Consider the following 16,418-nt stretch of genomic DNA (forward strand, 5'->3'; position numbering starts at 1 on the left):
CTAATTTACAACAAAAATTTAATGAACATAGCATTAATACAGCAGGTTAAGTCTCAATTTCTTGAACTATATAAAAAAGAACCTATTCTTGTTTTTTCACCCGGAAGGATAAATATTATTGGTGAGCATACTGATTACAACGATGGGTTTGTATTTCCAGCAGCCGTTGATAAAGGAATAGCTGCTGCCATTTCAAAAAGTGATTCTGGAAAATCCACGGCACACGCTTTGGATTTTGAGAGTACAGTGGAATTTGATTTGGATAAACTAAAGCCATCAAAGGAAGGAAGCTGGGAAAACTATGTTTTTGGTGTGGTTGCAGAAATTCAAAACAGAAATAAGGTTATTGGCAATTTTAATATCATGTTTGCAGGCGATATTCCTGCAGGTTCTGGTATGTCCTCTTCCGCAGCTTTAGAAAATAGTGTGGTTTTTGGTTTGAATGAACTTTTTAATTTAGGCCTTTCTAAGCACGATATGATATTGATTTCTCAAAAGGCAGAACATAATTATGTGGGCGTAAATTGTGGTATTATGGACCAATATGCCAGTATGTTTGGTATAGAAAATAATGCGTTGCTTTTGGATTGCAGAACCGTGAAATCTAAACCTTATGAAATTGATTTTAAGGACCATCAATTGATGCTTATCAATACAAACGTAAAGCATAGTCTGTCTGATAGTGCCTATAACGATAGACGTTCTGCTTGCGAGAACATTGCAGGATTATTGAATATCAAAGCTTTACGGGATGCCACTGAAAGTGATTTATTAGCTGTAAAAGATGAAGTGACGCCAGAAAACTACCAAAAGGCACTCTACGTGATTCAAGAAAATGATAGGGCCGTTAAAGCTTCAAAAGCCATTGAGGAAAATGACTTGGAAACCTTGGGGCAATTGATTTATGCCTCGCATGATGGTTTGTCCAATCAATACAAGGTAAGCTGTGATGAATTGGATTTTCTTGTTGATTTGGCCAAATCAAACCAAGAGGTATTGGGTGCAAGAATGATGGGCGGTGGTTTTGGCGGCTGTACCATTAACCTGGTATCAAAAGCTGAAGCCAAAGCTTTTGCAGACACTGCTTCAAAAGCATATAGAAAGCAGTTCAATAAAGATTGTTCGGTATATTTTGTCCAACTTTCACAAGGCACACATCTAGTTTAACCAGTCAATCAAAAATTAAAATCCATCATGGAAAATACAGATTTACAGGATTATTCGCATAAACGATTTAATATACTAACTGGCGAATGGGTTTTGGTTTCGCCACATAGAGCCAAAAGACCATGGCAAGGACAAAATGAAGCGGTATCCAACGAAGTACGTCCGTCTTACGATGAAACGTGCTATTTATGTGCCGGTAACACCAGAATTAATGGTGAGGTTAATCCAAAATACGAAGATGTATTTGTGTTTACCAATGATTTTGCCGCGCTTCAAAGCGATACCAAAACTTTTGAAGTTAACGACGGACTGTTGGTTGCACAAAGTGAAACAGGTATCTGTAAAGTGGTTTGTTTTAGTCCAGACCATTCAAAAAGTTTGGCAGATATGGAACCCAAGAATATTAAAAAAGTAGTTTCAACTTGGCAAAAAGAATACAAAGAATTGGGCGATAACCCGAAGATTAATTACGTTCAAATATTCGAAAACAAAGGAGCGGTAATGGGTTGTAGCAATCCGCATCCACATGGACAAATCTGGAGCCAGTCTACATTGCCAAACGAGGTAGATAAAAAGAACACGCAACAATTAAACTATTACAACAAAAATAAGAGCAGTCTTTTAGGTGATTATTTGGCCCAAGAGTTAGAGAAACAAGAACGCATTATTTTTGAGAATGAAAGTTTTGTGGTTTTAGTTCCTTTTTGGGCAATATGGCCTTTTGAAACCATGATTGTTCCCAAAAAACACCAAGCCAATATTTTGGAAATGAACGATACCGAGGCCATGCAATATGCCGAAGCCATTTCTGTAATAACCAAGGCTTATGATAAATTATTTAATACGTCTTTTCCATATTCCAGCGGAATCCACCAAGCACCAACAGATAGCAATGAAAACAAACATTGGCATTGGCACATGAGTTTTTATCCGCCGTTGCTAAGAAGCGCTACCGTTAAGAAATTTATGGTGGGCTATGAAATGTTTGGTTCACCACAGCGAGATATTACTGCAGAAAGCGCCGTTAAATTGATTAAGGGGTTGTTGTAAAAAAGGTATTGAGAACTGTTTAATAGCTTACAGTTTTATTTTCTGAACCTTTAATCTTAAAACTGATGTCTCCATTATTAATAACCTTTAGGTTTTTAATGGGCATCAGTTCTTTGTTTGTCCATTGTTGACCTGATTTTTTCCAGAGCATTAAGGTAGCATAGATTTTTGATTTGGATGGGTTTGATGATTCATCTTTAACAAGATTGATAACCTTACTTTCTGTACTTTCCGGATGCAGGTTTTCGGTTGAAACCACTTCGGTATTATCCCATCCCATCAAAGGCACCATAGCCAATTGGTATTTTCCATTGTCTATTATCGTAACATCATAATTTTTGACATTTCTTTTTGTGGTTACAATCTCCTTATCCAATTTAGGTAAGGCATAATGCCCTAAACGCATGTCAACAGGCTTATCACTTTCATTTTTATCTACTCTTAAAATACCATTTGTCAATGGAATATCAGTCAAACGGAATTTTATATGCTCATCACTTTCCAGAACTATATCGCGATAATAAATGCCATTTTCAAACTTTTTAAAGGTGTAAAGTCTGAAGGCTTCCCATGTATTATTTTTGTTTTTTATCACATAATTCATGGCCACTTCACCATTTTCGCCATCGGCTTGCCACGGAAATGCACTGTTGTATGACAGTCGGTTATAATTTTCTGTTGAACGGAATTTTTGCCAGTCGTCCTTAACTTTTTCATGGCACCAAGCACGTATTTCGGAAGCGCCAATGTTTGGATAATCAGTTATAAGGATTTCTGAAGCCACTTGATAGTTGTTATAAACCTGGTCTTTTTCAAATTCTGTGTCCCAAGCGCCATTATTTTCTTTTGCGGTCCAAAACGGGTTGTCATCGGGAACCAACAACCCTAATAAAGCCTTACCCATCCAATACACACTTCCGCGGCAGCTGTAATTTTGTACGGCAGGCTCAAAAGCACGGTAAAACCCAAGGGTAGGGACGTGGTCTTTCATAAAATCTGGATGGGTAAAAAATTGCTTGATAACACCGGATGAAATACGGCGCATCCAACCAAAATTGATATCTTTTTTGTTTTCCTCAAAACCCATCAAAGGAAACGGAATAATGGAGCCAATACGATAGCTGATACTTCTTCCGTACATAATCATTTTACCATCTTCACTAAAAAGATAGGGGTAGTTGTATTTTAAATCGCTAAAGTTGTTTTTAAACTTTTGGGAAATTTCTGGATAATGTTTGTTCCCAAAATATTCAGACCAAACCATGCCGTACATTTGGAAAGCCCACATACTGTAATAATCATACGCAGGACTGTCGTTGTACCACCCTTGGCCACGATAATGGGTTAGGGATTTTTCAAGATATTCAACCAATAATTTTTCGTTAACTGAATAGCCCTGTTCCTTGAAAAAACTCAACACAAAAATGTTGAAAAACTTCCAATTGGAGTCTACCGTTGGGCCATCGCCGTAACTTATCATAGTTTTAGCCAAAGCATCTTTTTGCGATTGGGGTAGTGGTTCCCATAATATTTCTGGAGCAATGAGCATAGAGATAGCCAACGCCCCAAACTCAACTAGATTTTGACTTGGACCTCCGTTTTTCGCACGAGGAACAATATAAGATTCACTTTCAGAATCAATTAATTTTCCAATTTGGTATCTGTAATATTCTGCAACGTTTATGTTTTTGATAACCAAATTTGGCTGTTTCTTTAAAAGTGGTGCAGCAACAAAAAGGGTTCTACAAAGTCCTTCTAATTTTTCAGTGGGTACTTGGCCGTCATTCATTGGATATGATTTCCCTGGTTGCTTTGGGAATTTCATAGGGTCATCCAAAGTATTGATGTAGCTAAAAGCACCTTGTAACAAATACATGGCGGCGTCTTTCCAATGTTGCTTGGTCATACCTGTGTATGGACTTAGCTCATAATCTGGATTTTTAATTTTAAAAACTTGCCCATTTTTTGGTTGTTCTTGTGCATATAACGAAGAAACAAAAAAGAGTATGGGCAGTAATCTGCCCATAAAGCCAACTGGTTTTGTGAAAAAAAATTTAACCTTACCCTCCATGAAAAATTGAGTTTAGCTTATATCTTAAATTTCAATGCAGTGCCAGGAACATTTAGTTCTTCAGTTCGTTTACTTGGTGCTGCGCCTGAAACAGTAAGTGTATATTCACCTTTTAATAATTTTGAAGAACCGTCCTCTTGAATGGTTTTTAAGAGTTCAGGTGAAATGTTTAAAGCAACTGATTTAGTTTCATTGGCTGCAATTGTTACTCTTTTGAAATCGACAAGACTAGAAAAAGCAAACCCTTTTCCTGAAGCTGGAGTGGATATATATACCTGAGCCACTTCTTCAACAGGCATATCACTACTATTGGTTAAACTCACCTCTACTTTTAAAGTTTCCTTTCCTTTGAACCTTTTGTTTAAAATTTTGGCATTGGTGTAAGCAACTTCACTATAAGTAAGGCCGTATCCAAACGGATACATGATGTTGTCCTCCATATATTTGTAGGTGCGACCATCCATGGTGTAATCTTCAAAACCTGGAAGTTTATCTACGCTCACAGGAAACGTTATTGGCAGTCTTCCTGAAAAGTTTGAATCGCCAAACAACAAATCTCCCAAAGCATAACCTCCACCTTGTCCAGGATACCATGCCATAACCACCGCGTCTGCAAGTTCAGAAATCTCCTTAACATCAATAGGGCTACCTCCTGTAAGTACCACAACAACTTTGTTGTTATTGTCTTTAGTTACATTTCTTAAAAATTCCATTTGATGTTCAGGTAATTTAATGTCTTCTTTGTCCCCTCTATGGGCCGAAGCAATGGCATCACCTTCTTCACCTTCCAAAGCACCCGAAATACCCATAACCACAATACAAACTTCGGCACTTCTAGCTTCACCTAAAGCCCAATCCATGGAATTCACACTTTTCATATAAGGTAAAAAACCTAATTTGTAGTTAATACTGGTTCCATCGCTTACCTTATCAACAATACCTTCTAAATAGGTGCTGTAACTATTTGATAGCCCAAAATAATTACCCATCATGGAAAACACATCTGTAGCATGTGGACCAATAACATACATGGTTTTAGCGTTCTTGTCAAGTGGAAGCGTACCATCATTTTTTAACAATACCATACTTTTTTCGGCAGCTTCTAGGGCAACAATGGCATGTGCTTTTGAAGCTATTACTGAACCAGAAATGTCACTATATGGTGACTCATCAGCATCAGTTAAAATTCCAAGCTTTAATCTGGTCATCATTAATGGCATCAATGCTTCGTCTAATTCTTTTTCAGTTAGTAATCCTTCTTTAATGGCATTTCCAAGATCATTGAATGCCCATCCACAATTTAAATTCAAGCCACTTTTAATGGCTATTGCTGAAGCTTCGGCCATGCTTTTAGCTATTTTATGGCCCGTAAATATATCGGCAACGGCTCCACAATCGGAAACTATATAGCCATCAAACCCCCATTTTTCACGTAGTGTTTCTTTTAAAAGGAAAGGGCTTCCCGATGCACTTTCTCCATAAACGGCATTGTAAGCGCCCATAACGCCTTCAACATGGCCTTCGGTAACCAATTTTTCGAATGCAGGAAGATAAGTTTCATACAAATCTCGTTTAGATGGATTGACGTTGAATTCGTGACGCAACTCTTCAGGTCCTGAGTGCACAGCATAATGTTTGGCACAAGCGGCCGATTTCAAGAAAAATGGATCTTCGCCTTGAAGACCTTTTACAAAAGCTGTCCCGATTTCCCCACTCAAAAATGGGTCTTCTCCGTAGGTTTCTTGTCCACGGCCCCATCTGGGGTCCCTAAAAATATTCACATTAGGGGACCAAAAGGTCAATCCTGCATAAATACTATAGTTGTTAATTTTTTGAGCAGCATTAAATTTTGCCCGCCCTTCTGTAGCAATGATATCACCTATTTGTTGAACCAATTTAGTGTCAAAAGTGGCGCCTAAACCTATGGGCATAGGAAATACAGTAGCTCTACCATTTCTGGCCACGCCATGTAAGGCCTCATTCCAATAATCGTAGGGTTTGATTCCAAGATGCTCAATGCCTGGAGCCGCATTCATTAATTGCTTGGTCTTTTCCTCAAGAGTCATTTTGGAAATATAAGATTCAGCCTTTTGCTTCATCTGAGTTTCAATGTCTGAATTTTGGGAGAAAGCGATAGCAAACGTTAGTGATAGAAGTGTGAATAAGTTAGTTTTCATCTTTTGTTTGTTTGTTTGTTTGTTTGTTTGTTTGTTGCAGAGTTTTGTTGAAATTTATTCCGAGACTGGTGATATTCGATATAACCCTGCTCCGTGATAGTTTATCACCGGAGCAAACTCTGTACCAGAAAAGGTTCCCAAATCTTCTTTATTCCATAAATCGCGGATTGTACATTCGCCAGAATATCCTAAAGCTTCTAAATTAACAGGAATGGACGTTGGTTCTTCGTTTGATGGTGTTGGGTCTTCAGTTGAAACCATAAACTCAACCGTAGAGCCTTCTTTAGTATTGGTTCCTGCTATATCCAAACCTGCGAAGGCTGTAAAACGCACACTGTTTTCTGGCAATTTATAATGGATGATGGATTGCGAATGGGTACCGATACCGTTTTCATATTCAGTTCCTTTTACATTTAATACACCTCCAGAAACACTTTTGTTAATACCAACAGTACCCCAACCAGCAAAGGCTTTTTCCCAAGATAAATCGGTAAGTTTTATAGCTTTTCCATCGGCCAAATGTACTTTTGGGTTAATCCAGTTGGCGTGGTCCCAAGAATAGCCATCACCACCATCATTGACAATTAGGTATAAATCTTCACTTTCTTTAGGTAGTTCAATATCAATATCTTCACCAAATCCGTCTGTTAAATGAGATACAGTACCACTTCGGTACAATAGGTTTTTTGTTGTAACGAAACCGTCTCCTGCACTATTGAATACGGCAACGAATTTGTCATTGCGATACGGATCATCGGCGGTCCAACTAATGAGGTCATTTTCATTAAACCATTGTTTGTTATTGACAGATTTACTATGAACCTCTAAAACTTCTTTGTTGGTCAGTAAAGAATTTGTAAAATCATCATTATCGGGTAAGTTGCCTCCAAACATTAATGGCGATTTAAACATGGTCCAGAGCGTCATTAAAGTATATTGCTCATCTTTCGTGAATTTTGTGTAGCGGTTGGTAGCGCGTTCTCCTCTTATAAATTTACCCATAGGAAGCATATCGGCATCTGGCCATGCCCCTTGAGAAATATACGGTGCCCATTCTGCACATTTTTCAAATGAATAGTTCAATTGAGACCAATTATCCCAAAAATCGTCTATGGTTCGCCACATATTGGCGTTTGCCGTTGCATGTGCATGTTCTTCAATTGGAGTTGCTCCTGGCGACATACTTAAAATAATTGGACGACCAGTTTGGTCGATGGCCTTACGGATCATTTCAATTTCATTGGCGTGATATGGGCGTGATAGGTCATCTACCTTTACAAAATCCAATCCCCAAGAGGCGTACAAATCGAAAATGGAGTTGTAATATTCTTGAGCACCTGGTTTTTCTTTTACTATGGTGTAATTGTCTTGAAGCCAAGTACATTCATATTCTGTTGAGTAAATATCTGCAGCAGTTTTATCTGTTCCTTTAATAGGCAATTTATTGAAAACAGCTTCTTTTGGAACGCCACGCATAATGTGGATGCCAAATTTTAGCCCTAAACTGTGAATATAATCCGCTAGTGGTTTAAACCCGGCACCGTTAGCTGCCGAAGGAAAACGTTTTGGAGAAGGCATGTACCTTCCATATTTATCTACAACAAAATCTGAATGGTCATAGGCATTGTAATGGCCTGATGTTTGATTCTCCACATACCAACGGATGTCTACAACTATATATTCCCAACCAAAATCTTTAAGGTGTTTCGCCATGTAATCGGTATTGGCTTTCACTTCGTCTTCAACAACAGAAGGCCCGAAACAATCCCAACTGTTCCAACCCATTGGTGGTGTTTTTGCCCAGTCTTTAAAGTTTGTTTCTTCGCTTCTATTGTTACAAGCGACCAGAAGTAGCACAATAGCCGTTAATTTGAAAAGTTTGATTAATGTCATTTTTATTTTATTTGATTTCAGTTTAGTTTTATGTTGATTATTGAATATTCTAATTTAAGAATCGATACATTTCTGAAGCAGCCAACAAAAATGCGCCTACACCAAAATCTGAGGTAGAATTTACATCTACTACTTGCCCGGGGATGGCTTTTTCCCCAATAGGTTGTACATACCCGATGGCGCCATTTTCTTGTAAAGCTACTTCTGTTAAATAATTCCAAGATTTTTGTACCACGGGTAAATATGTTTCTTTGTCCAAAATGCCATTATTTATACCCCACAAAAAGCCGTAGGTAAAAAATGCTGTTCCGCTCGTTTCAGGGCCAGGTGCATGTTCGGGGTCTAAAATACTGCGTGTCCAATACCCATCATTTTGTTGGGCATCAGCCAATGCTCTGGCCATGTTTTTAAATCGAGCTATGTATCTTTCTTTTTGTTCCGATTTGGGTAAATCTTGAATTATTTTGGCATATCCAGCAAATATCCAACCATCTCCGCGTGCCCAAAAATCTTTTTTTCCATTAACGCTTTTGTGCTTTGGATAAACATACTTTGCATCTCGATAATAAAGGTTTGCTTCATCATCCCACATAATGCTGTTGGCATAACCTAAATATTCATCCAGTTTTTTTATGTATAATTCGCTTCCTGTAACGTTATATAGTTTTGTCATTACTGGCATTACCATATACAAACCATCTACCCACCACCAATAATCGTTTCTTTTGGTGCTCATTTGGTATTCCATAACTTCCCGGGCACGGGCGATTTTGTTTTCATCATTTGACCCAGTAAAGTTGTAAAGGTCTATGTATGTTTGAAAGCATATTTGCCAATCGCCAAATAGTACAAAATCATCGCTTTCACCGTAAGTGTATTTCCAATTGGATTTGTCTTCGGATTTTGCTCCCATCCATTTATTATGGTCGGCCCAAGCCAATGAATAATTAAGATAATCTTGATTTTTAGTGATTTTATAGGTTTCCATATTTCCTGTGTGATAGGCTGAAACATGCCAAAACGCATTTCCGGGCTGTGGATGAGTTTTTTGCCAATGGTCATTAACTTTTTCAATAATTGAAAGAACATCTTCTTTTGTTTGATTTGTTAAGCTATTATCCCTTGTTTGTTCTGCACTGGAAACGGAATTTGTTTTAGAAGCTGAGCCACAATTAAGAAAAATAAATGAAATTGAAGTAATGTAATAAAAGAGAAGGTTGGCCTTTAAATTCATGATTATGATTCGTCAAATATCGTGTTTAATTTATAATTTTAAAATCAATTGGTCAACAAGAAATCAATTCTCAAAAAATTGAGTTAACACTTAAAAGTGCGACACAAATTTCTATAATTATGACAGATTGGGTAGGGTACAAATTGGTGGAAAAAAAGGCAGAATATGTCCATAATTCAAAATTAATCATAAATTGCCAATTATTGAATGGTTTTAATGGTATTCAAAATTGTTTTATTTATTTAGCAATAATTCCAATTTTTTTTCAGCCGCTTCAAGTTCTCCCATAAATACCATCTCACCATTTTGGTTGATAATCATTACTGTTGGATATTTGTAAACATTAAGGGCATCCATTATTTCTTGTGTTCCTGCGAGTACAGGAAAAGAATATCCTTTATCTTCAATTCTTGAGAACAATTCGCCAGTTTTGTCACGTTTCATTGGCCTATTTACAGCGTATATTTGAACTAATGGATTTGTTTTGTGTTTCTCATAAATTCGTTGAACTTCAGGGAATTTTTTCCAACATGGGCCACAACTTATGAACCAAAAATCAAATAAGATTAATTTTCCTTTCAAAGATTCATTATTGATAACTTCTCCAGCCTTGTCATAAAGTTGAAAAGGGGCCACTTTTTGTATGACCACCTCTCCAGTCCAGTTACCGTACTCAATTCGATGAGTCCATAAATTATTGCCGCCAATAGCCATAAGGGTTGGAAAAACCAGTAAAATTATGGGTATCAGATATTTCTTTTTTGTGTAGAATAGGTAACCAGCTACCACTCCTGAAATCCATATGATATAAAAGGGACTTATTTTAACAGTGTACTTGATTGTGGCAGCGCTTAGGTTTAAAATAACTAAAGCCAAGAACACTATTGACATTGTAATCAAAACCACATTGCTGCCAATAATTTTTTTAAACCAAAATAGGAACAGCCAGCTTATAAAAAATAGAACCAAAAAGACAATTATTAGGCTCAAACTCTTGTTCAGGCCTATGCTTTTTGAAAATGATCCTTGGGAAATAGCAAAGAATAATAGAGTGAAACTTGCAGTTACTACAAAAATCAGTAATGCAATTAGAGAGTTGACAAGGTACTTTTTCATGGCGCTCTAGTTGATTGTTCCCTAATTTAAGCAATTTACATGTGTTTTTAATTACCATTTAGAAATTACAATTATAGAATGTCTAAGTAGAGGAGATTTTGAGACTATCATTTTTCTTTTTCATCCAAATTATTTAGTGTATCCACCTTATTTGTAAGCATAAAAAAACGGCTCAGATAAAATCTAAACCGTTAGTTTTTAAATACATTCATTATGTAGCGAGAGGGGGGCACGATCCCCCGACCTCCGGGTTATGAATCCGACGCTCTAACCAGCTGAGCTACCTCGCCTAATTTGAGGCTGCAAATATAAAAACAATATTGTTGTGAGCAAACCAAACTCAGGGAAAATATTCTTTAAAATTATTGTTTTTCTTATCAATTTATGTATATATTGGGCAATATTAATTTCAAAATTGCTTATGGACGATAAAATTAGATTTGATATAGAATTTCCAATACATGCATCTCCTCAATTACTTTATCAATACATTTCAACACCTTCAGGTTTGTCCGAATGGTTTTCAGATAATGTAAACTCACGTGGTGAAATGTTCACGTTTATTTGGGATGGTAGCCAAGAGAAGGCCAAACTATTGAACAAAAAAAGTGGTGAGCGAGTAAAATTCAGATGGCTAGCCGATGAGGAAGATGAATTGAGCTGTTATTTTGAAATTAGAATTCAGGTTGATGAAATCACAAAAGACGTTTCATTAATTGTTACTGATTTTGCTGAAGAAGACGAAATTGAAGAGGCCAAAATGCTCTGGGAAAATCAAATATCTAGTTTAAAACAAGTGCTTGGCTCGGCATAATTAAAATAGTATATTTTAAATTATCTTTGACCCGTTTTAAAATTGAATTTAGCGGGATTTTTTTATGATAAACTTTAACGGAGAACTTTTAGGGGAACACACTATTTTATCAACCAAAAATAGGGGATATGCCTATGGTGATGCCCTTTTTGAGACTATAAAGGTAGTTAACGGGAAAATTTTATTTTGGGAAGACCACTATTTTAGATTGATGGCCTCTATGCGCATTATGCGTATGGAAATTCCGATGAGTTTTACCATGGAATACTTAGAGGAACAAATCAACAGAACTCTTGAGGCCAATACATTATTAAGTTCATCCTCACGTGTTAAATTAATAATCCATAGAAATGAAGGTGGACTTTATACTCCCGAAACCAACGATGTAAGTTTTGTTATTTCTACCAGTTTTTTAAAAGATGATTTTTACTCAATAACTGATGGCTTTTATGAGATTGATTTGTTTAAAGACCACTATGTTTCGCCAAGTTTGTTGTCTACATTAAAGACCAATAATAAAGCCTTAAATGTTGTGGGAAGTATCTATGCCAAGGAAAATGGTTTAAATAACTGTTTGTTGTTGAATACCAATAAGCAAGTGGTTGAAGCATTAAATGGTAACGTTTTTATTGTGAAAGGTAACAGTATAAAAACCCCTCCTTTAAGTCACGGCTGTTTAAAGGGTGTCATGCGAACCCAAATTTTAAACATAGCAAAAGAACTTCAAGAATTTGAATTAGTAGAAGAATCTGTTTCGCCTTTTGAACTTCAAAAAGCAGATGAAATTTTTATAACAAATGTTATTAGTGGAATTCAACCTGTAAGTAAGTATAGAAAAAAGGAATTTGGCAATGAAGTAGCTAAATTACTGCTTCAAAAGCTAAATGTTAAAATAAGGTTGAACTAGTTATAACTTGGGTTTTCAGGGGCGTTGGACCAAATGCTGTATTCGCCACCAAGTTCCAACATTTTTTCTTTCCAAAAGGTTTCATAATCCTTTTCGATGATATTTTTTTTGTAGACATTCTCAGTAACCACCCATGAACTTGCTTTAAGTTCATTTTCAAGTTGATGAGAATCCCAACCAGAATAACCAAGGAAAAACTTAATGTCATTTTCCTTAATGGTATCGTTCTTTATTAGCTCGGCAACCTTAGTAAAATCGCCACCCCAATAGATGCCCAATGAAATTTCAATACTGTTAGGTATTAACTGTGGAACTTTATGGATAAAATATAAATTATCCTGTTCAACAGGGCCGCCATTGTAAACCTTAAAAGTGGCTTCTACCTCTGGTATTAAATCATTGATGTTGTATTCTAGGGGTTTGTTTAAGATAAAACCTATAGATCCTTCTTCTGAATGATCTGCCAATAAAACAATGGAGCGGTTAAATGAGACATCCCCAATTATTGCAGGTTCCGCGATTAGTAAGTTTCCTTTTTTTGGTCTTAATGTTACCATATCGTGAGGAATTAATAACTAAATCTAATATTTATTTATTAAAAATGCAACTGTTTGATACAGATATAAAAAAAGCCTTCACAAACGTGAAGGCTTTTTTTATTTTATTTAACTGTAAATAATTAGTTTACTGCATTAGATAAATCTGATCCTGCTTTAAACTTTACAACTTTTTTAGCTTTAATTTTGATAGTTTCACCAGTTTGAGGGTTTCTTCCTTCTCTAGCTGATCTTTTAGAAACTGACCAAGATCCAAAACCTACTAAAGAAACTCTGTTTCCTTTTTGTAAAGCTCCTTCAATTTCAATTAGCGCACACTCTAAAGCTTTTTTTGCTGCTGCCTTAGTAATTCCTGCGTGTTCCGCCATTGCGTCGATTAAATCTGTTTTGTTCATAATATAAAATTTAATTATTAATAAATCGGTTAAACATTTTGTTAAATCCTCTACAAATTTATACGGATTATGCAACCATGCAAGTAACTGCAAGGGAAATGCGCAGTTTTGTTGATAACTTAAAGCATTTGTTAATAAAGGAAAGGCATTTCATCGAGTTTTTTATAATATCAGTGTTAATAAGGGTTTACAGCATTTTGGCATTTTCTTCAAAAGCATATCCGTTTAATAATGATTTTACATCCATGGACCGTTTTCCGGGAAGCTTAATTTCATCAATTACTATGTATCCCTCCGTTACGGCAACCTTTAGTTCGTTTTTAGAAGATACAATGGTGCCAACTTTTAAGGAATGATCATCAAAAGCTTTTTTTGCCTTGTAAATTTTTACATCCAATTTGTCATCTCCGTTGTTTAAAGTACACCATGCTCCCGGGTACGGACTTAAACCACGAATTTGGTTATAAATGTTTTTAATGGAATTTCCCCAATCTATTTTACAATTGTCCCGATTAAGTTTGTAAGCCGTTTTGATGTTCTTGGTTTCTTTTTGTGGAGTGGTTTCAACATTGCCTTTTTCAATCAGGGCAACCGTGCTTAAAACCAATTTGCTGCCAATTTCCATCAATCTGTCATGAAGACTTCCCGCATTCTCATCTGGTTCAATGGTTATTTCTTCTTGAAGAATCATATCTCCGGTGTCTATTTCTTCATCAATAAAAAAGGTTGAAACCCCTGTTTTGCTTTCACCGTTTATTATGGCCCAATTTATGGGTGCTGCTCCTCGATAATTAGGCAACAATGAGGCATGCAAATTAAAAGTGCCATATTCTGCCATCTGCCAAACCACTTTAGGCAACATTCTAAATGCTACCACAATTTGCAGGTTGGCGTGTAATGCTTTCAGTTCGGAAATGAAATCTTCGTTTTTTAAATTGGTTGGTTGTAGTACGGTTAAATTTTTAGATTTAGCATATTGTTTTACTGCACTTTCGTTGAGTTTTCTACCACGTCCAGCAGGTCTATCGGGTGCAGTGATTACCCCAACAATGTTATAGTTGTTTTCAACCAAAGCTTTTAAAGTGGCTACCGCAAAATCCGGAGTACCCATAAATACGATTCTTAAATCCCTCATAAATGGCTTAGTTTATATGTGTTTGTTGGTGTAATGGTAATAATTTGATGCTCTAAAAGCAATTTTAAAACAGTTTTTAATTCAGTTTCATCGCAGTTTGTGTTTTCTAAAATACTTCGTGACGATTGATCTCCATTTTCCAACAATTGGATTATTTGGTTTTTCAAGGAAACTTTAGGTTGACTTTTTTTCACTTGCTTTGGCCGAATACAAACCGAGCAAATCCCACAAGGTTTTGTGTCTTTTTCACCAAAATAAGCCAATAGTTGCTCACTTTTGCAAATTGAATCATTTTCAACATAATCTAGTATGGCAGATACTTGATGTTGCTTTAACGTGTTTTGTTGTTCAATTATTGAGGCTATTCTATTGATGGTTTTGTCGTCTTCGCGTGGTTCAATAAAGGTGATTTGCGCATCCGTTTTTGCCAAGCTAAGCGCAATAATATCGTCCTGTTCCAGTTTTTGTAACGTGTTGACAATTTTGTCCTCGGTTATGCCTGCTTTTTCGGCAACCTTACTTACATCTATTTTGGTGATGTTATCAAAAACGCCACCGTATATTCTCAAGATTGCCTTCACAATAATATCAATACCTTGATTTGTATCCAAATATCTAAAAAGGGTATTATTTGAAGTGATAAATTGTACAGTTACTTTGTTCTGAAATTGCCGTGAAAGTGAGATGATGCTATTTCTATCTAAAATGAGCAACGCATTATAGCATAAAATACTATTGAAATTATAGGTTTTGCAAAAGGTGTTGAAATCAAAATCAAAGGTTTGGTATTCACCTTCACCGTAAGAAATCTGAAAATAAGTACATAATTTTCTGTAAACCTGTTTTACTAAATCAACCGAAGGCAAAACGCTCAAAAATTGGTTTTTAACCACATCTTTATCACTATTATTTTTTAAAATAACAGCAAAGGCTTTTTCGCCGTTTCGACCAACCCTACCAGCTTCTTGAAAATAGCTTTCAATACTTTCGGGTAAGCTAAAATGAACAACGGTTTTTACATCGGGTTTGTCTATGCCCATGCCAAAAGCATTCGTGGCTACCATAACCTGCTTTTGGTCATTAAGCCATGAGGTCATGTTCGTTTCTTTCTCGGCATTTGAAAGTCCTCCGTGGTAATTGGTCGCACTGATTTTTTTGGATTTTAAAAAATCTCGAAGTTCAATGGTTAGTTTTCTATTTCTAACATATACTATGGATGACTTTTCATATTTTTTCAAAATGCTTTCCAGCCTGTAGTGTTTATCATTTTCATGAAAAACCATATAGGCCAAATTAGACCTAAAAAACGACTGCCTGAATATTTTAGGGTTAATAAAATCCAGTTCTTTTATAATATCGGCAATAACTTCAGGACGGGCAGAAGCCGTAAGTGCCACAACATTTACAGTCGGTTGAAGCTGTCTTAATATGGCGATGTTTTTGTAAGCTGGCCTAAAATCACTGCCCCATTGCGAAATACAGTGGGCTTCATCAACAGCAATTAAATTGACGTTCATCTGGCGGATTCTATCTTGAACCAATTCCTGTTGCAAGCGTTCCGGCGAGAGGTATAAAAACTTGTAATTTCCGTAAATACAATTGTCTAGCAAAGTATCTAATTCATCATAACTAATACCGCTGGTGACGGACATAGCTTTAATGCCTTTATCTTTTAGAGCCTGTACTTGGTCTTTCATCAATGCGATTAACGGTGAAATGACTATGCAAATACCATTTTTTGTCAAAGCCGGAATTTGAAAACACAACGATTTGCCTCCGCCTGTGGGCAATAGCGCAAAGGTGTCTTCTCCAGAAATTACGGTATTTATAATATCTTCCTGTAAAGGTCTAAAAGTGGTGAAACCCCAATAGTGCTCTAGTATGTGCAAAGGGTGTTCCATG

Annotated in this window: 13 protein-coding genes and 1 tRNA gene; 4 read left to right on the forward strand and 10 right to left on the reverse strand. The window is 36.3% G+C overall.

Annotated features, from left to right (window positions below; translation table 11 throughout):
- Positions 1 to 21: 21 nt before the first annotated feature.
- Positions 22 to 1,167 (forward strand): galactokinase, encoded by a 1,146-nt coding sequence (gene galK / locus ACB104_RS12685; protein WP_370479281.1) that lies wholly within the window; start codon positions 22 to 24, stop codon positions 1,165 to 1,167.
- A 27-nt stretch (positions 1,168 to 1,194) separates the two neighbouring features.
- Positions 1,195 to 2,217, forward strand: a complete 1,023-nt coding sequence (locus ACB104_RS12690) for a UDP-glucose--hexose-1-phosphate uridylyltransferase (protein WP_370479283.1) — start codon at positions 1,195 to 1,197, stop codon at positions 2,215 to 2,217.
- Positions 2,218 to 2,236: 19 nt separating this feature from the next.
- On the opposite strand, the gene ACB104_RS12695 is transcribed toward ACB104_RS12690, so the two are convergent.
- The 6 genes from ACB104_RS12695 to ACB104_RS12720 form a co-directional block, all read right to left on the reverse strand.
- Complete coding sequence (locus tag ACB104_RS12695; protein ID WP_370479285.1) at positions 2,237 to 4,243, reverse strand: DUF2264 domain-containing protein; 2,007 nt, start codon at positions 4,241 to 4,243, stop codon at positions 2,237 to 2,239.
- A gap of 62 nt (positions 4,244 to 4,305) precedes the next feature.
- A complete protein-coding gene (locus tag ACB104_RS12700) occupies positions 4,306 to 6,465 on the reverse strand; it encodes a glycoside hydrolase family 3 C-terminal domain-containing protein (protein WP_370479287.1) in 2,160 nt (719 codons plus the stop codon).
- Between the two features lie 54 nt (positions 6,466 to 6,519).
- Positions 6,520 to 8,358 carry an NPCBM/NEW2 domain-containing protein gene (locus ACB104_RS12705; RefSeq protein WP_370479289.1) on the reverse strand — a complete coding sequence of 613 codons (1,839 nt, stop codon included), beginning with the start codon at positions 8,356 to 8,358 and terminating at the stop codon, positions 6,520 to 6,522.
- A 49-nt stretch (positions 8,359 to 8,407) separates the two neighbouring features.
- Entirely contained in the window at positions 8,408 to 9,592 is a 1,185-nt protein-coding gene (locus tag ACB104_RS12710) for a glycoside hydrolase family 88/105 protein (protein ID WP_370479291.1), read from the reverse strand.
- Positions 9,593 to 9,826: 234 nt separating this feature from the next.
- On the reverse strand, positions 9,827 to 10,708 hold the full coding sequence (locus ACB104_RS12715) for a TlpA family protein disulfide reductase (protein WP_370479293.1): 882 nt from the start codon (positions 10,706 to 10,708) through the stop codon (positions 9,827 to 9,829).
- A 216-nt stretch (positions 10,709 to 10,924) separates the two neighbouring features.
- A tRNA-Met gene (locus ACB104_RS12720) sits at positions 10,925 to 10,998 on the reverse strand.
- Between the two features lie 131 nt (positions 10,999 to 11,129).
- On the opposite strand from ACB104_RS12720, the gene ACB104_RS12725 reads away from it, so the two are divergent.
- Complete coding sequence (locus tag ACB104_RS12725) at positions 11,130 to 11,522, forward strand: START-like domain-containing protein (protein WP_370479295.1); 393 nt, start codon at positions 11,130 to 11,132, stop codon at positions 11,520 to 11,522.
- Positions 11,523 to 11,586: 64 nt separating this feature from the next.
- Positions 11,587 to 12,429 (forward strand): aminotransferase class IV, encoded by an 843-nt coding sequence (locus ACB104_RS12730; protein WP_370479297.1) that lies wholly within the window; start codon positions 11,587 to 11,589, stop codon positions 12,427 to 12,429.
- Here the strand turns inward: ACB104_RS12730 and ACB104_RS12735 are convergent.
- The 4 genes from ACB104_RS12735 to ACB104_RS12750 all read right to left on the reverse strand — a co-directional run bounded on the left by ACB104_RS12735 (position 12,426) and on the right by ACB104_RS12750 (position 16,417).
- Positions 12,426 to 12,986, reverse strand: coding sequence for a YqgE/AlgH family protein (locus ACB104_RS12735; protein ID WP_370479299.1), 561 nt, complete (start codon positions 12,984 to 12,986; stop codon positions 12,426 to 12,428). The two genes, ACB104_RS12730 and ACB104_RS12735, sit on opposite strands and share 4 nt — an antisense overlap.
- Before the next feature lie 122 nt (positions 12,987 to 13,108).
- A complete protein-coding gene (locus ACB104_RS12740; RefSeq protein ID WP_370479812.1) occupies positions 13,109 to 13,381 on the reverse strand; it encodes an HU family DNA-binding protein in 273 nt (90 codons plus the stop codon).
- A gap of 187 nt (positions 13,382 to 13,568) precedes the next feature.
- A complete protein-coding gene (gene fmt / locus ACB104_RS12745) occupies positions 13,569 to 14,516 on the reverse strand; it encodes a methionyl-tRNA formyltransferase (RefSeq protein ID WP_370479301.1) in 948 nt (315 codons plus the stop codon).
- Entirely contained in the window at positions 14,513 to 16,417 is a 1,905-nt protein-coding gene (locus tag ACB104_RS12750) for a RecQ family ATP-dependent DNA helicase (RefSeq protein ID WP_370479303.1), read from the reverse strand. The genes fmt and ACB104_RS12750 overlap by 4 nt, the downstream gene beginning before the upstream one ends.
- Between the last annotated feature and the right edge of the window lies 1 nt (position 16,418).

The organism is Tamlana flava, from assembly GCF_041287255.1.
In the GTDB taxonomy this organism is placed as follows: Bacteria; Bacteroidota; Bacteroidia; order Flavobacteriales; family Flavobacteriaceae; genus Tamlana; species Tamlana flava.